This is a genomic window from Pelosinus sp. IPA-1, from assembly GCF_030269905.1.
Taxonomy (GTDB): Bacteria; Bacillota; Negativicutes; order DSM-13327; family DSM-13327; genus Pelosinus.
Genome location: NZ_BSVC01000004.1, coordinates 433,671 through 450,968, shown reverse-complemented (window position 1 = coordinate 450,968; position 17,298 = coordinate 433,671). Strand labels below are relative to the sequence as shown.

At 36.8% G+C, this 17,298-nt stretch carries 18 protein-coding genes; 17 read left to right on the top strand and 1 reads right to left on the bottom strand.

Going from position 1 to position 17,298, the window contains the following annotated elements:
- Positions 1-133: 133 nt before the first annotated feature.
- Positions 134-1,588, top strand: coding sequence for an IMP dehydrogenase (guaB, locus tag QSJ81_RS12010; RefSeq protein WP_285717624.1), 1,455 nt, complete (start codon positions 134-136; stop codon positions 1,586-1,588).
- 29 nt (positions 1,589-1,617) lie between these two features.
- Here the strand turns inward: guaB and QSJ81_RS12005 are convergent, their stop codons facing one another.
- A complete protein-coding gene (locus QSJ81_RS12005; RefSeq protein WP_285717623.1) occupies positions 1,618-2,508 on the bottom strand; it encodes a polysaccharide deacetylase family protein in 891 nt (296 codons plus the stop codon).
- 151 nt (positions 2,509-2,659) lie between these two features.
- Between QSJ81_RS12005 and QSJ81_RS12000 the strand changes: the two genes are divergently transcribed.
- From QSJ81_RS12000 to QSJ81_RS11925, 16 genes are all read left to right on the top strand, one after another.
- A complete protein-coding gene (locus QSJ81_RS12000; protein ID WP_285717622.1) occupies positions 2,660-4,624 on the top strand; it encodes a transglycosylase domain-containing protein in 1,965 nt (654 codons plus the stop codon).
- 69 nt (positions 4,625-4,693) lie between these two features.
- A complete protein-coding gene (locus QSJ81_RS11995) occupies positions 4,694-5,428 on the top strand; it encodes a WecB/TagA/CpsF family glycosyltransferase (RefSeq protein ID WP_285717621.1) in 735 nt (244 codons plus the stop codon).
- Between the two features lie 76 nt (positions 5,429-5,504).
- Entirely contained in the window at positions 5,505-6,143 is a 639-nt protein-coding gene (locus QSJ81_RS11990; RefSeq protein ID WP_038670989.1) for a phosphatidylserine decarboxylase family protein, read from the top strand.
- Positions 6,140-6,817: a CDP-diacylglycerol--serine O-phosphatidyltransferase gene (gene pssA / locus QSJ81_RS11985; protein ID WP_285717620.1), complete on the top strand. Its 678-nt coding sequence runs from the start codon at positions 6,140-6,142 to the stop codon at positions 6,815-6,817. Before QSJ81_RS11990 ends, pssA begins: the two co-directional genes overlap by 4 nt.
- A gap of 194 nt (positions 6,818-7,011) precedes the next feature.
- Entirely contained in the window at positions 7,012-8,295 is a 1,284-nt protein-coding gene (locus QSJ81_RS11980) for a glycosyltransferase family 2 protein (protein WP_285717619.1), read from the top strand.
- Positions 8,296-8,467: 172 nt separating this feature from the next.
- The gene (gene queD, locus QSJ81_RS11975) at positions 8,468-8,845 is read left to right on the top strand and encodes a 6-carboxytetrahydropterin synthase QueD (RefSeq protein WP_285717618.1); all 378 of its coding nucleotides are present in this window, start codon (positions 8,468-8,470) and stop codon (positions 8,843-8,845) included.
- A 2-nt stretch (positions 8,846-8,847) separates the two neighbouring features.
- Positions 8,848-9,582 carry a 7-carboxy-7-deazaguanine synthase QueE gene (locus QSJ81_RS11970; protein ID WP_285717617.1) on the top strand — a complete coding sequence of 245 codons (735 nt, stop codon included), beginning with the start codon at positions 8,848-8,850 and terminating at the stop codon, positions 9,580-9,582.
- A 19-nt stretch (positions 9,583-9,601) separates the two neighbouring features.
- The gene (gene surE, locus QSJ81_RS11965; RefSeq protein ID WP_285717616.1) at positions 9,602-10,357 is read left to right on the top strand and encodes a 5'/3'-nucleotidase SurE; all 756 of its coding nucleotides are present in this window, start codon (positions 9,602-9,604) and stop codon (positions 10,355-10,357) included.
- A 115-nt stretch (positions 10,358-10,472) separates the two neighbouring features.
- Entirely contained in the window at positions 10,473-10,886 is a 414-nt protein-coding gene (locus tag QSJ81_RS11960; protein ID WP_285717615.1) for a TIGR04086 family membrane protein, read from the top strand.
- 89 nt (positions 10,887-10,975) lie between these two features.
- On the top strand, positions 10,976-11,617 hold the full coding sequence (gene ppaX, locus QSJ81_RS11955) for a pyrophosphatase PpaX (protein ID WP_285717614.1): 642 nt from the start codon (positions 10,976-10,978) through the stop codon (positions 11,615-11,617).
- Positions 11,618-11,679: 62 nt separating this feature from the next.
- Positions 11,680-12,474: an S-methyl-5'-thioadenosine phosphorylase gene (gene mtnP, locus QSJ81_RS11950; protein ID WP_285717613.1), complete on the top strand. Its 795-nt coding sequence runs from the start codon at positions 11,680-11,682 to the stop codon at positions 12,472-12,474.
- A gap of 13 nt (positions 12,475-12,487) precedes the next feature.
- Positions 12,488-13,537, top strand: coding sequence for an S-methyl-5-thioribose-1-phosphate isomerase (mtnA, locus tag QSJ81_RS11945; RefSeq protein ID WP_285717612.1), 1,050 nt, complete (start codon positions 12,488-12,490; stop codon positions 13,535-13,537).
- Position 13,538: 1 nt separating this feature from the next.
- Positions 13,539-14,780 (top strand): adenosylhomocysteinase, encoded by a 1,242-nt coding sequence (locus QSJ81_RS11940; RefSeq protein ID WP_285717611.1) that lies wholly within the window; start codon positions 13,539-13,541, stop codon positions 14,778-14,780.
- A 20-nt stretch (positions 14,781-14,800) separates the two neighbouring features.
- Entirely contained in the window at positions 14,801-15,469 is a 669-nt protein-coding gene (locus QSJ81_RS11935; RefSeq protein WP_285717610.1) for a class II aldolase/adducin family protein, read from the top strand.
- Positions 15,469-16,749 carry an amidohydrolase gene (locus QSJ81_RS11930; RefSeq protein WP_285717609.1) on the top strand — a complete coding sequence of 427 codons (1,281 nt, stop codon included), beginning with the start codon at positions 15,469-15,471 and terminating at the stop codon, positions 16,747-16,749. Before QSJ81_RS11935 ends, QSJ81_RS11930 begins: the two co-directional genes overlap by 1 nt.
- Positions 16,750-16,885: 136 nt before the next feature.
- Positions 16,886-17,233 (top strand): ASCH domain-containing protein, encoded by a 348-nt coding sequence (locus QSJ81_RS11925; protein WP_038670963.1) that lies wholly within the window; start codon positions 16,886-16,888, stop codon positions 17,231-17,233.
- The last annotated feature ends 65 nt before the right edge of the window (positions 17,234-17,298 follow it).

The following is a 17,298-nucleotide window of genomic DNA, read 5'->3' as shown; positions in this document are numbered from 1 at the left end:
AATCTAATAACTTTTCGGAATTAGAATTACCAATATTATTTAAATTTTGCATAAAAAAGAGTAGATTAGGTAAGTTTAAATATGTTATTATATTTGAAATAACTTGTCCTAATTGTGCGAAAGGAGTATATATATGTTTGAAAATAAGTTTATGCAAGAAGGTTTGACGTTCGATGATGTTTTATTGGTGCCAGCAAAATCAGATGTTTTACCAAAAGATGTTGATGTTACTACATATTTAACTAAGAATATTAAGTTGAATTTACCGATAATTAGCGCTGGCATGGATACGGTAACAGAAGCGCGTATGGCGATTGCTATTGCCCGTGAAGGTGGCATTGGTGTCATTCATAAGAATATGCCAATAGAAAGGCAAGCAAGTGAAATTGACAAGGTAAAGCGATCAGAACATGGAATCATTGTTGATCCTATTTTCTTATCCCCTGAGAATTCGTTGCAAGATGCCCAAAACTTAATGGAAAAATATCACATATCAGGTGTTCCTGTTACCAAAAATGATAAATTAGTTGGTATTTTAACAAATAGAGATTTGCGATTCGAAACAGACTTAACTCGAAAATTGCATGATTGTATGACAACTGAACATCTTATTACAGCTCCAGTCGGAACATCTTTAGAAGACGCTAAAGCATTGTTACATAAACATAGAATAGAGAAATTACCATTAGTAGATGCAGAAGGAAATTTAAAAGGTTTGATTACAATTAAGGATATTGAAAAGGCACAAAAATATCCTAATTCGGCAAAAGACAAACGAGGCAGACTATTAGTAGGTGCTGCCATTGGTGTTGGGGCTGATATGTTAGAACGGGTAGAAGCTATTGTTGCTGCGAAAGTAGATGTTATTGTAGTAGATACTGCCCATGGGCATTCGCAAGGTGTAATAGAAGCTGTTAAAAAGATTAAATCGATGTATCCTGAAGTAGATTTAATTGCCGGTAATGTGGCTACTGCAGAAGCGACACGTGACTTGATCGAGGCAGGGGTTGATGCTGTAAAAGTTGGTATTGGACCGGGTTCTATATGTACCACTCGAATTGTTGCCGGTATTGGTGTGCCCCAAATAACTGCCGTGTATAATTGTGCAAAAATTGCTAGGGAACATAACATTCCGATTATTGCGGATGGTGGTATTAAATATTCTGGAGATGTTGTGAAAGCGATTGCTGCTGGTGCTAGTGTTGTTATGCTTGGTAATTTGTTTGCTGGAACAGAAGAAAGCCCTGGTGAGACTGTTATTTACCAAGGACGTAGCTATAAAGTTTATCGTGGCATGGGATCTTTAGGGGCTATGGCACAAGGCAGTAAAGATCGTTATTTTCAAGAGAACATGGATAAGTTAGTTCCAGAAGGCATCGAGGGTCGCGTACCGTATAAGGGTACATTGGCTGATACGGCATTCCAATTGTTGGGTGGACTTAGAGCTGGCATGGGATATTGTGGTGTGCGCACCATTGAGGAGTTAATTAACAATACTCGGTTTATTCGCATTACAGGAGCTGGGCTAAAGGAAAGCCATCCTCATGATATCAGTATTACGAAAGAATCACCTAATTATAGTTTATAATTATTAGGATAAAAAAGACACCGTGTGCTTTACCAAGCAGGCGGTGTCTTTGCGTTTATAACATGAAACTGGAAACCTTGTTCTTTATAAAATTTAATAACAGAAGGTAATGCTTTGACGGATTCAGCATGTCCCCTCCCATCATGCAGTAACACAATAGCATGATCCCATAAAAAAGTGTTTTTAGTTGTTTGATACATTATATTATTGAGGATGTCATTTGCTTTTGCGGCAGAAGCATCTCCCGAGCTAATGTTCCATCCTACTTCTATATAGCCTTGCATCTTTAGAGCACTCCAGTATTCCTTAGTAAAATGCCCAGCGGAACCTCCGGGTGCTCGAGAAATACGAGGACGTACAGTTAGGATATTCTTAATGATAGTATCATTGCGATTTAGTTGTTCAATATAAGTAGTAGGCGATTGATATAAGTCACGGTAAGTGTGGTTATAAGTGTGATTGCCGATAGCATGTCCTTCCATGAAGATTTGCTTTACAATATCAGGATATTTTTCAATCTCTGTTCCGACTAGGAAAAAAGTTGCTTTTATGTTGTTTTCCTTAAGAATGGCTAAAACCAAGGGGGTATTTTCAGGGTCAGGGCCATCATCAAAAGTTAAGTATACTCTTTTACTTTCGTAGTAAGGTTCGATTATTGGCAAGACAGTTGATAATTGTCGTTCTTCTCGCTCTTTATTCGTAAAAATATCATACTCAGGTTTTTCGTTAGTTGGTACGATATTCGCGGTTTCCGTAATATAGTACACATCTGGTGAAGAGCTTATTTCTGAAGCGGGGGGCGGCGAAGAGGTTTGTTGTAAGGCCGGTATCGCAAGTGAAAGAGGAGTGGATACGAAGCAAATGAATGAAATAATAACAATAAGGCCAAAAAAACTAAATAGACTGTACCTTTTTACCATAATATCCCCCCTAAATCTTTTTCTGTAAATTATATCTTAAAATTTTATCGAAATTTATCATATAAATTGCATATTCGACATGTAAGGGTATATTCCTGCGCGTAAATTTCGCCTAGATTTGGAATACTAAAGCTAAGAAGGGAGTGGTGAAATGCAGCGTTTATGTATTATCGTTATATTGATTGTAAGCCTATTTGCAAATAATGGATGTGCTTTTTTTACACCACAAATTGATTCTTTGGAAAACTTAAATTTAGTCGCAGCAACCCAAGTTTTTGATTCTAATGGAAAGCTTATTTCGAAATTGTTTGAAGAAAATCGAATTGTGGTTTCAATAAATAATATATCTCCCTATCTGCAGCAAGCGATTGTTGCTAACGAAGATAGTCGATTTTTTAACCATATTGGTATAGATCCTATCGGTATTGTCCGTGCTGTTTGGGTTAATTTACGGTCAGGTGGCTTAGTAGAAGGGGGAAGTACGTTAACACAACAACTAGCTAAAAACATGTTTTTAACTCAGGAGCGTACTTTTACACGGAAAATAAAAGAAGCTTTTTGGGCTATTATCATTGAACGTAAGTTTTCCAAACAGGAAATTTTACAAGCTTATTTAAATCAAGTATATTTTGGTGAAGGTGCCTATGGAGTAGAAGCAGCGTCTCAAGTATACTTTGGGAAACATGCAAGCGAGCTTACGTTAGGAGAAAGTGCGTTGCTGGCAGGGTTGCCACGTGGACCAAATCTTTATTCGCCATATATTGATAATCAGGCAGCTTTGGAACGTAGGAAGACTGTCCTCGCTGGTATGGTGAAGGAAGGGTATGTTACACAAAAGCAAGCCGAAGAAGCACAAAGACAATCTATCGTATTAATCGGCAAAAAGAAAAGAGTGGTACAGGCATCTTATTTTCTTGATTATGTTGCGAATGAACTTGTTGGACGGTATGGTGCCAACCGGGTATATAAGGGCGGCTTAAAAGTTTATACAACACTAGATAGTGTTGTCCAGCAGGGGGCCGAAGCAGTCCTAGGCCAGTATCAAGGTGGGGTATTAGCACTTGATCCTCGTACGGGATATATCAAAGCTATGGTAGGTGGACGTAGTTATGAAGAAAGTCAACTAAATAGAACCATGGTAGAAGTACGTCAGCCAGGCTCTGCTTTTAAACCATTCGTATATGCTGTTGCCCTTAGTCAAGGATTGACTGCCAATTCAGTTATTATTGATCAACCGATTAATATTAACGGGTATGCTCCACAAAATTATGATAAAAAATTCCATGGACCAATCACCTTAAAAAAAGCAATTCGCTTGTCAGTCAATGTAGCATCTGTGAAGCTTGGACAGCAGGTGGGAATTGATAAAGTACTTGATTTGGCGAAGAATATGGGGATCACCACTTTAGTTCCACAAGATAATAATTTAGCTACTGCTTTGGGTGGCTTAACACAGGGTGTTAATTTGTTTGAAATGGCAACTGCTTATACTGCTTTTGCAAATGGCGGTATAGTATCTAGGCCAATATCGATTTTGAAAGTACTTGATGAAAATGATCAGTTGTTAGAAGAGGCGCATATAACACAGCAATCTGTACTTAGTAGCGAAGTTGCCTATATTTTAACAAACATGTTACAAAGTGTCATTGAAGATGGTACGGGTACACCTGCTAATATTGGGCGTATGGCAGCTGGTAAAACAGGAACAACTGATAATTATGAAACAGCCTGGTTTATGGGGTACACGCCTGAATTATTAGTTGGCATTTATGTTGGAAATGATAATAGGACACCAGTTGGTATTTCAGGTACCCAGGTAGCGGGATTGTGGGGAAAAATGATGACACAAGTAGTCAGCGGCACTAAACCGACAACTTTTACTATCCCCCCCAATGTAGTAACTAATATACCGATTTGTACGGACTCTGGTAAAAGGGCTACACCTGGGTGTTTAGAGATCGAGTACAGTGCCTTTGTTAAGGGAACAGAACCTATAGTTATTGATACCCAAATTCGTCCTAAAAATCAACCAAAGGAAAAAGCAGAGCCGTCTGATAATGAGAAAGAAAAAACACCCTGGTGGAAACTTCCGTTACCACGATTGCCCAGCATGTAATAGTGTGATACAATATATTAGATAATTTAAAAGTTTGATTTTTAAAATAGTAAGGAGACCATATGTATAGTGCGCAATAGAGTAGCTGTTTTAAATGTGTTGATTGATGTTGTGACAATGAAAGAAGCGGTAAATGCAGTTAAGGGATTTATTCTTCAAAAGAAGTCCCACTTAGTTGTCACCCCTAACGCAGAAATGATAATGATGGCTAATAAAGATAAACAATTGGCAGATATTATCAATAATGCGGATTTGGTCGTACCTGATGGTGCAGGGGTGGTTTGGGCGGCACGTTACCAAGGTGATAGTATGCCAGAACGTGTGGCGGGATATGATTTGGTGCAAAATTTGTTAGTTGAAGCTACTAAAGAAAAGTATAAAATTTATATGCTTGGTGGAGCGCCTGGCATCGCTGAACAAGCGAAAGAGATAGCACAAGAGCGTTATCCAGGTGTGCAAATTGTCGGTACACGTAATGGTTTCTTTACTAAAAAAGAAGAACCTGATATTATAAGTAACATTCGAGCTTGTCAGCCAGATATATTATTAGTTGCTTTAGGTGTACCGAGACAAGAAAAGTGGCTAAATGAATATAAAGAGCAAATAAATGTTCCTGTATCAATTGGAGTAGGTGGAACATTTGATGTAATGGCTGGGGTTGTACGTCGGGCACCAATTTGGATGCAACATGCTAATTTGGAATGGTTGTTTCGATTACTGTCAGAGCCTAAGCGTGCAATACGTATGTTAGCTTTACCACGTTTCGTTATGAAGGTAGTAGCTAGTAAAAAGCACAGAATGTAGGGAATATAATGCAAAAAAAATATGAAGTGAACTTAGTTGTTTTACAAAAAAATGGCTAGTAAGATGGGGTGGATAAATGGTTAAAGCGCCTATAGTTAAAGAGGGTTACATATACATTGTTGTTCTTGCTATTATTACGGTAGTAATTTATGTAACTGTCGATCCATATTGGAGTATTATCCCTGCTGTTTTAATGGGATTTATTACTTTCTTTTTTCGTAATCCTAAGAGGAAGATTCCTTATGATAATAGTCTAGTTTTATCACCTGCAGATGGTAAGGTAATGAGTGTTTGCGAAGTTTACGATGACCAATTTTTAAATCAAGTAGGCCTAAAAGTGACCATATTTTTATCGGTTTTTGATGTACACGTAAACCGTAGTCCTATTGCCGGTGAAATAAAATTTCAGCAATACACTTGCGGACGGTTTCGACCTGCTTATAAGGAATCTGTAGGGTGTGAAAATGAACGTCACTCTATCGGAATAGAAAATGATAATATGAAAGTATTAGTAACACAGATAGCTGGTATTTTAGCTAGGCGTATTGTCTCTTGGGTCACGCTTGGAAGTATTTTACAGCTGGGTGAGCGATATGGTTTGATAAAATTTGCATCATGTACAGAAGTGATTGTACCTAAAACAGTAGAAATTCTTGTGAAAAAAGGTGACAGAGTTAAGGGTGGCGAGACAGTTATAGGGAGGTTGTTACAATGAGAAGCATAATTCCAAATGCTTTAACAGCTTTAAATTTGGTATTAGGTGTATGTGCAATTATTTCTACCTTTAATGGTGAGTTCTATCGGGCAGCATTATTTGTAGTGGCAGCAATGATTAGCGATGGATTAGATGGTAGAGTAGCTAGATATTTAAAGGTGAGTAGTGAGTTTGGCAAAGAGTTAGATTCCTTATGTGATTTAGTATCATTTGGTGTAGCGCCTGCAATCTTAGCATATGCCTTTTTATTAAAAGATTTTGGTATTATTGGATATATTGTTGCTGCGTTTTTTGCAACTTGTGGTGCATTACGTTTAGCACGTTTTAATGTTAATACAGGCACTGTCAAAGGATATTTTATGGGCTTACCAATTCCAGCAGCTGGTTGTGTAGTAGCTACATTTATCATGCTTGGGATAAAACCTGATGGATGGATATTTCCAATTATAGTTACTATCTTTGCTTACTTGATGGTTAGTACGATAAAATATCCTGACTTTAAAGGCAAAGGTGAAAAACTTAGAATTATTCCAGCGATAATAACGATTTTTATATCAGGTTATATTCTTTTTATAACAAAAGATGCAATCCTATTTTCACCATTTTTTGCATATGCTTTATTTGGGATTCTGAATACTGTTTTTGGGTTATTCGATTCTAAATCTGTTACGTAATCCTATTATTGAAAAAATAATTGTATCCGCATTATTGGATGCTTATTTTTTTGTGATTTTAGGAACTATAATGTTATAAGAAAAAGATTCTTATCTTGACAATCTATTGGAATTGGAATTAGAATGTTATGTGTGTTTTAAGTTAAAGTATACTAGATATACTTTAAAAAACAGGCTTTAAAGGAGAAAAATCCATGAATTATATTTCTGACTATATTATGATCCCGTTACAACTTATTATAGTATTTTTTACTTTATATTATTTTATCATCGCATTTTTTGGTATTTGGCGCAAAAAAGAAGTCAAAATTATGACACCTAAAAACAGCTTTGCTGTTATTGTCGCTGCACATAATGAGGAACAGGTAATTGGGCAATTAGTGGAAAATCTCCATGTATTAAAATATCCTCGTGAACTTTATGATATTTTTGTAATTGCTGATAATTGCAAAGATAATACAGCAGAAATTGCCCGAAAATCAGGTGCAATTGTTTATGAACGATTTAACCTAGAACAACGTGGTAAAGGGTATGCCATGGAGTGGATGTTTGCTAAGCTTTTTAAATTGCAACGTAACTATGATAGTGTAGTCATATTTGATGCAGATAATTTAGTAGATCGAAATTTTCTATTAGAAATGAACAATCGCTTATGTAAGGGTGAAAAAGTAATTCAGGGATATCTTGATTCTAAAAATCCTCATGATACCTGGATAGCAGGTACCTTTGCTATTTCATTTTGGGTAGTAAATCATATCTGGCACTTAGCAAAGTATAATATTGGACTATCAAGTGTACTTGGTGGCACTGGTATGTGTATATCTACTGAAGTACTTCGTAAGTTTGGTTGGGGAGCAACCTGTCTCACCGAAGATATGGAATTTACAATGAAGGTACTGCTTAAAGGGATTCCGACCACATGGGCACATGATGCCATTGTATATGATGAAAAGCCATTAACCTTTGAGCAGTCTTGGCGGCAACGTAAACGCTGGGCGCAAGGACATTTTGATATCGCTGGTAGATATATTCCAAGTATGCTATACGAGGGAATTAAGCAACGTGATATTAGAATATTAGATGGAGTATTACATTTGTTTCAGCCCTATTTTTTAATCTTATCGACTAGTTTTGTTTTAATGAGTTATGTATATACCATCTTCCCCTTTTATACTAATATTATAAACAAAGTATTACCTGTAGAAGTTATGACAGCGATAGGTGTTGGTCAATACTTATTCCCAGTACTTGTCTTAGCGCAAATTGGCGCGAAAGGAAAATCTTGGTGGTATTTGATTTTTTATCCGCTTTTTGTCTATAGCTGGATACCTATTACTATTTTAGGTTTTATACATCGTAATGATCGTGAGTGGAGCCATACTCAGCATACACGGAGCATTAGTTATAAGGATGTATTGCTAACACAAAAAAATGAATTCACTAAAGAAGATTTTTTAGGTAAGCAAGCTGTTAAATAAAAGATGAGTAATATACTCATCTTTTTTTACACATACTGAATATAAAGTTTTAATTAAGATGACTAGAATTTTGAAGAGTTTATTAATCATAATAATTTTTAGCTTTTCTTATAAATATTAAATCTATATATGTAGTATTATTAATTATCGTAAAAACAAGGAGGATAACGTAATGTTTGAATTAACAATTGCAGTTAATTTTGAAGCTGCTCATTGTATTAGAAATTATCCAGGAAAGTGCAGCCGCATACATGGTCATAATTGGAAGGTAGAAGTAAATATTTATGGTAGTAAACTAGATGAATTAGGCATGTTAATTGACTTTGGTGATTTAAAGGCAGCAGTAAATGATATTATGGTAAATTTAGATCATTATTATCTTAATGAAATTGAGCCATTTTGCAGAATAAACCCTACGGCAGAAAACCTTGCCCAATACATATATGAAAAGCTAGCTGAAACAGCAGTTTTTAATCAGGATGTAAAATTACGTTCCGTTAGAGTATGGGAATCGCCGAATTCAGCAGCGGCTTATAGCCAGGAGGCTTAGTTGTGTCTCAAAACGTAAACGTAGTAGAAATATTTTCTTCGATTCAAGGGGAAGGGCAATTTGTTGGCTATCGTCAAGTGTTTGTGCGTTTAGCAGGTTGTAATCTAGAGTGTGAATTTTGCGATACACCTTCCTCAAGAACTATGGTGAACTCGGCTCAGATAGAAAAGACGGCTGGCAGGCGCGATTTTCAAACGATTGTTAATCCAATTTCACTGATAGAGTTGTCAAACTATATTAATAGTTTGTTAGTAATACCTCACCATTCTGTTAGTTTTACCGGTGGAGAACCTTTATGCCAAGCAAAGGCTCTTGCTAAAATCCTCCCACAAATAAAGGGGCGTATTTATTTAGAAAGTAATGGTACATTACCTACTGAATTGGAACTTGTTTTGCCACATATTGATATTATTAGTATGGACATAAAGCTACCTAGCATAATTAGACAAGAAATGTGGCAAGAGCATAGTAAATTTTTACGGTTAGCTGCTACTCGTAATGTTTTTGTTAAAATAGTAGTTACAGGTAGTACTAATACAAAGGAATTTCTCAAGGCTGTAAATTTGATAGCAAGCGTTGATGAAAATATTCCATTAATAATACAACCGGTGACGCCTATTAACAATTGTGAAGGGGTTAAACCAGATACAGTATTGTTATACCAAGAACAAGCCCTTAGTTCCTTAAATGATGTACGGGTTATTCCGCAAACACATAAATTCATCGGACAACTATAATGAATGTGGGGGGATAGGTTTGCGTATTTTATTAACAAACGATGATGGAATTGATGCAGCTGGTATTCAAGCTCTTTGGAAAGAACTTTCTAAGATCGCTGAAGTCGTAGTAGTGGCACCAGATAGTGAACGTAGTGCTACTAGCCAAGCGATTACTGTGCATAGCCCTATACGGGTAGATAAATATTGTTCCGAAGGTTCTTCTCTTTGTGGCTGGCGTATAGGTGGTACTCCTGCCGATTGTGTAAAGATTGCTTTAGAAACTTTAATTAGTGAAAAACAAGATTTTGTAATATCGGGAATTAATCATGGGCCTAATCTCGGCACAGATGTATTATATTCTGGAACAGTGAGTGCTGCAATAGAAGGTGCTTTGCATGGCGTACCATCAGTGGCAGTTTCACTTGATTCTTGGGAATCTTATGACTTTAAACCAGCGGCTGAATATACGAGCAAATTAATACAGAATATAGCTCGCCGCTCATTACCACCAAATACTTTATTAAATGTTAATGTACCTGCACTCCCAACAGAACAAATTGATGGCGTAGCAGTCACTAAATTGGGTGTAAGGGAGTATGCAAATATTTTTGAACCTAGACGCGACCCTAGAGGACGCACCTATTATTGGATGGGTGGTAATATTGTTGAAAATGAAAATGATCCGGATAGTGATATTGTTGCTGTGAACATGTCGAAAATTTCAATTACACCAATTCATTTTGATCTAACTAATTATGGCATTATGGATATATTAAAAAGTTGGGATTTATAAATAATTTTTAGTTAAATTTATTATAAATCCTATAATATAGGCATAATTAACACTACACTGCATAAAATTACAATAGCAATTCTAGGAATACCTATTTTAGGGAGGGAATAATCCTGTGTCTAAATATGTTAGGCGGACACGATTCAATACCACACCCCAGGGACCAGGAATGGCTTCATTGATAATTAAGGGAGTTTTTGTTAGTATCATAGCTTCACTGGTCTGTACTCTTTTTCTATCTCTCATCAGTTTAGTGACCGAAAATACATATATTGATAATTATATGCAGTATGTTATGGTTGGGGTAACTATGGTTAGTATTTTCATTGGTAGTGTGTATGCCACACAAAAAGCTTCATCTAGGGGAATGGTTATCGGCATTATGATTGGATTCATCTATGTTTTAATTTCTGTAGGTATCGGTATGGAAATGAGCCAAGAATCTATTTCACCATTTGTATTAGCAAATAAGGTTATTGCCGGGATTGCAGTTGGAATTTTGGGCGGTATCGTAGGAGTAAACTTGTAATGTTTCTATAAAACTAGAAGAAACATGTAATGAGGCTTTGAGCCTCTTTTTCTTTTAGGTTATAATAATAGCATAATGGGGGGCTACTTTTGTTATATAAAGCAGTGCTATTTGATTTAGATGGAACTGTTCTTGACACATCCGATTTAATTATTAACTCTTTTAAGCATACTTTTCGAAAACATTATAATAGGGAACTCGCTGATAATGAGATTTATGAGTTTTTTGGTAAAACACTACGCACTGCAATGGAATATTTAGGTCCAGATCAAGTGGATGAATTGATTAAGACTTATAGGGAATATAGTTTAAAGAATCATGATCAAATGATTACCACTTTTAATGGAGTAGTAGAGGCACTACAATCATTGTATGAGGCCGGGATTGTTATGGCTATCGTTACATCGAAGACAGAAAGTACAGCCTTACGCGGCTTAAAATTATTTAATCTCGATCATTATTTCTCAGTTATTATTGGTGCAGATCAGTGTCAGAATCATAAACCTCATCCAGAACCTGTCCTCGCAGCGCTAGCCAAATTGCAAGTTAAACCGGAGGAATGCTTGATGGTAGGTGATAGTTCTTTTGATTTGATAAGTGCTAGACAAGCTAATGTGAAAACGGCTGCTGTACGGTGGTCGCGAGTTGCTTGGGAAACAATCTTAGCTGAAGAGCCGGATTACATACTGGAGAATATGTCTGATTTATTACCGATTTGTGGCATTAAATAGTTTACTAGTTTATAATAGAAAATATCTAGTTAACAGTACAAAAAGGTAGGAGGTGACAAAAAATGATAAATATCGCAATTATTGGTGGAACAGGAGTATACGATCCTACTATTTTGGAAAATGTACATCAAGATGAAATCAAAACTCCTTATGGTTTAGTTTCTTACAAGGTTGGAGATTTTGCCGGGAGGAGTATTGCTTTTATTCCACGACATGGTAGTAAGCATTCTATTGCACCTCACTTAATTAATTACCAAGCAAATATTTGGGCTATGAAAAAAATTGGAGTACAGAAAATTTTGGCTACAGCTGCAGTTGGTTCATTAAACACTGCAATGAAGCTGGGAGATTTCGTTTTAGTTGATCAGTTTATTGATTTTACTAAAACTAGAAAGAGTACTTTTTATGAAGGTGGCGACAAAGGGGTTGTTCATGTTGATTTAACAAGTCCCTATTGTTTAACTTTGCGGGAAGCCTTGTTGTCAGTTTCGCAAAAGATAGGCATTGTTATTCATTCTTCTGGGACTTATGTTTGTACAGAAGGACCTCGTTTCGAAACGCCAGCTGAGATTGCCATGTTTGCTCAAATGGGGGGGCACTTAGTTGGTATGACAAATGTACCGGAAGTTATATTAGCTCGTGAGGCCGAAATGTGCTATTCTACGATTGCTATGGTTACGAACTATGCGGCAGGTATTTCACCAAATCCCATAACCTACGGTGAAGTTATTGAAATTATGAATGAAAATACAGAAAAGCTTAAGAAGTTACTTATGAATACAATCCTTTTAATCGATACTACTTTAGATTGTAGTTGTCAGCAGGCATTAGCCGAATACGGCGGCTTTAAACTATAAAGGAGGTGGTAATTTGTTACAGACAATGGAATGGAAGAATAAATCTTTGCTTTTACTAAATCAGACCCTGCTGCCTAATTCAGCAGAATATATTGAATGTCATAATTATCGTAGAGTAGCAGAAGCAATTAAGCGATTGGAAGTACGGGGAGCACCAGCGATTGGTGCAGCAGCGGCATTTGGCTTTGTACTAGGAGCAAGAGAACTTTGTAACAGTTATGATTTTTGGACTGGTATTGAGGAAGTAGCTGAAGAATTAAGACAAACAAGACCTACCGCTGTAAACTTATTTTGGGCTATAGAGAGAATGTTGTCAGTTGTTAATAAATCGGATAAGTTAAGCGATCTTACTGATCTTGTATTAAAGTTAGAACAAGAGGCTATTGCAATTGCGACAGAAGATCGTGAAATGAATTATAAAATTTCTCAATATGGTGCTCAGTTATTTAATGAACCTGTTTCAATACTTACCCATTGTAATGCTGGATCATTAGCAACTGCTGGCCTTGGTACGGCCTTAGGTGTAATTCGCCAGGCTTTTTCCGAAGGAAAGATTAATAGGGTGTACGCGGATGAGACGCGTCCCTTACTTCAAGGATCTCGATTAACTGCTTGGGAGTTAATGCAGGAAAATATTCCTGTTACTTTAATTACTGACAATATGGCAGGCTGGGTAATGAAAAAAAATATGGTACAAGCTGTTATTGTAGGGGCGGATAGAATTACTCTCAATGGTGATGTAGCTAATAAAATTGGAACCTATAGTGTAGCAGTACTGGCAAAAGAACATAATATACCTTTTTATGTCGCAGCGCCGATATCTACCTTTGATTTTTCAATGGAGAGTGGGTTTGATATTCCAATAGAAGAGCGAAGTGCAAGTGAAGTAGCAAATTTTGCGGGCATTTCGACGGCTCCAGAAGGAGTGGATGTTTTTAACCCCGCCTTCGATGTGACACCAAATACACTAGTTTCAGCAATTATAACAGAATATGGGATTTTAAAACAACCTTACAATGAGGAAATTCTTAAAATACAACAAAAAATAAAAGGAGTGCTGTAAAATGGAATCTATGATTAGAGATATAAAATTAGCGCCACAAGGACATGATAAAATAAATTGGGTTAAAGAATTTATGCCGGTTTTAAATGTATTGAATGAGGATTTGTCAAAAAGTAAGCCCTTGCGTGGTAAAAACATAGTTGTAACTATGCATTTGGAAGCAAAAACTGCTTATTTGGCATTGGTTTTACAAAATGCTGGGGCAAATGTTACTGTGACGGGAAGTAATCCATTATCTACTCAAGATGATGTAGCAGCAGCGCTAGTTGAAAAAGGTATTAAAGTTTTTGCTTGGTATAATACGACGGAGGAAGAATACGAGACTTTTTTACATAAAGCTTTAGATACAAAACCTGATATTATTGTTGATGATGGTGGTGATTTAGTATCCTTATTGCATGGGGAACGAAGTGAACTATTACCTAATATTTTAGGTGGATCGGAAGAAACGACAACAGGCGTTATTCGTTTACGATCCTTAGCAGCAGAAGGACGTTTGAAGTTTCCAATGATAGCTGTAAACGATGCCTATTGTAAATATTTATTTGATAACCGATATGGAACTGGACAATCAACCTGGGATGGAATTATGCGTACAACGAACTTAACTGTTACAGGGAAAACAGTTGTAATAGCAGGTTATGGTTGGTGTGGCAAAGGTGTGGCCATGCGGGCAAAAGGACTAGGTGCAAATGTAATCATCACGGAAGTTGATCCCATAAAAGCAATTGAAGCAGTATTTGATGGATTTAGAGTCATGTCTATGGAAGAAGCAGCTAAGTTTGGTGATATTTTTGTTACACTAACTGGTTGTAAACATGTTATTAATGGTGAACATATTGCTGTGATGAAATCGGGAGCTGTTTTAGCAAATGCTGGACATTTTGATCTTGAAATTAACAAGGAGCACTTGGAAGAACTAGCGATTTCTAAACGCACAGTTCGTAAGAATATTGAAGAATTTGTTATGGCTGACAAACGTAAAATATATCTCTTAGCTGAAGGGCGATTAGTTAACTTGGCTGCAGGAGATGGACATCCAACTGAAATCATGGATTTATCTTTTGCAATGCAAGCTCTTGCAGTATTACATATTTTAGAGCATCATAAGGAAATGCCAAATGAAGTATTTAATTTTCCGGATGAAGTAAATGCAAGTGTAGCTAGGTTGAAATTACAAGCCTTAGGCATTCGCATTGACACATTAACAGATGAACAAAAAGCTTATTTAGGTCAAGACTAAGAGCTAAGGAGTGTTGGCGAGTGCATCCGATTACTAAGATTAAATCTGAGGTGTTACAAGGTGGGCAAGCTTTGGTAGATAAGGGACTTGTTGCTGGTACTTGGGGAAATATAAGTGTAAGGATACCTGAAACAAAATGGATAGCTGTCACTCCATCCGGAAAGGGTTATCACGAGATTACAGTTGATGATATTGTCATTGTTGATGCAGTAGGTACAGTAGTAGAAGGACAATTCAAGCCTTCTTCAGAACTGCCGCTGCATTTGGCAGTATACCGAGCTCGTACTGATATACAAGCTATCGTTCACACACATAGTGTCTTTGCTAGCGCTTGTGCCGTTGCCCATAAAAATATCCCTCCAATAATTGAAGATTTAGTTCAATTGACAGGGGGGAGTGTGGATGTTGCTGCATACGCCCTGCCAGGAACAGAACTACTTGCACAAAACATTGTAAAAACACTGGGAAATAAAAATGCAGTTTTGATGGCAAATCATGGGGTGGTAGGCTGTGGGCAGACACTTGATGAAGCCATGTTAGCCTGTGAGTTAGTTGAAAAGGCTGCACAGATTTATATTTATGCAAATCAAATAGGTGGTGCACAACCTTTAAGTAATGAAGATATAGACGTGATGCATAAGTTCTATATTGAATATTATAGTAAACGGCAACAAGGGAGGACGGTCTAATGGCAAAGATTTTGTTAAGAAATGCAGAAATATTGGGGCAAGATGGTATCGTTAAATCTGCAGATATTGCAATAGATGGGTCAGTCATTTTTCAAGTAGGTGAAATACCAGCTGCTTGGCAAGCAGACAAAATTATTGACTGCACGGATAAATTGGCAGTACCAGGTTTCGTAAATACTCATACCCATGCAGCTATGACTCTCTTTCGTAGTTACGCTGATGATATGATGCTGATGGATTGGCTGCAAAATAAAATTTGGCCAGCTGAGGGGAATCTAGTAGCCGAAGACGTATACTGGGGTACATTGCTTGCAATTGCTGAAATGGTTAAATCAGGTACTACTACTTTTTCTGATATGTATTTTCATATGCCACAAGTAGCCAAAGCTGTAGCTGAGAGCGGTATAAGAGCAGTATTAGCTAGAGGTATGGCAGGGGTGGCACCAAATGCTGAACAAGCATTAATAGAAAGCGAGGATTTTTTTCATCAGTATCATAATGCCGCTGATGGGCGTATTACTGTGATGCTTGGTCCTCATGCTCCCTATACTTGTCCACCGGAATATTTAAAGCGGGTAGTTTCTTTAGCGCAACGCTTGGAGGCTGAAATTCATATTCATTTGTCTGAGACGGTTGGAGAAGTGGATGAATGTAAAAAAAAGCATGGAAAATCTCCCATTGAGTTAATGAAAGATATAGGTCTATTTGAATGTGGCGTGTTAGCTGCTCATTGTGTACATGTATCAGATCATGATATTGCCATTATGAAGCAAGCGAATGTTAGAGTTTCTCATAATCCAGGAAGTAATATGAAGCTGGCTAGTGGCATTGCTCCAATACCTGCTATGCTTTCTGCAGGTTTATGTATTGGCGTAGGTACGGATGGTGCTGCAAGTAATAATAATTTAGATATGCTAGAAGAACTCAGATTGGCGGCTATGCTGCATAAAGTACATGCACTAGATCCTTTACTCATTCCTGCAAAAACGGCTGTAGAGATGGCTACAATCAATGGAGCGCAAGCATTAGGACTTGGTAAAGTAACAGGTAGAATTGAGCCAGGCTTTAAAGCAGATATTACCTTATTTAATATGCATGCACCTCATTGGTACCCTCGGCATGACAGGATCTCCCTACTTGCGTATTCTGCAGGAGCTGGAGACGTTCATACGGTGATAGTTGATGGACAAATTCTTCTTGATAACAGATCTTTGACTACTATTGATGAAGAACAAGTGATGTATGAAGCAAATAAACGTGGCATACGCCTTATTAAATAACAATTGATAGTAAGTTTTATTTCATAAGTTAGATGAATTGAAAAGGATTTAAATGAAAATATAACGAATAATAGCATTATGTGGATTACATACTTTTAAATAGATTAATAGTTATTTGTTTAAGGGGGAGTGAATGATGCGTGCCTTAAATTTTTATTCATCTAATTATCATAGCCAATTAGTATGCCGTCGTAAGACCTGTACCATTCGTCGTGGGGATAAGACCCACAAATATACTGAAGGGGATATTATTTGGGTAACAGTTGGTAAACGTTTTGCCCAGAAAAAGAAAATATATACTGGTGTTATTGACCGAGTACTAGTAAAGCCTATATCCCAATTAACAAAAGAAGATTTGCAAGGGGAAAACCCTGATATTGCCACAGTTGACGATTTGATGATTTTTTTGCATAGTATATATGATAAGACTTTCACATTAAGTGATACTGTAACCGTAATATACTTTTCAGAAATTATTGAATAGGAAGTCGTCTATGGATTTTTATGTGTATAATATATTAGTTATATTATAAAATATATATTTTTTAA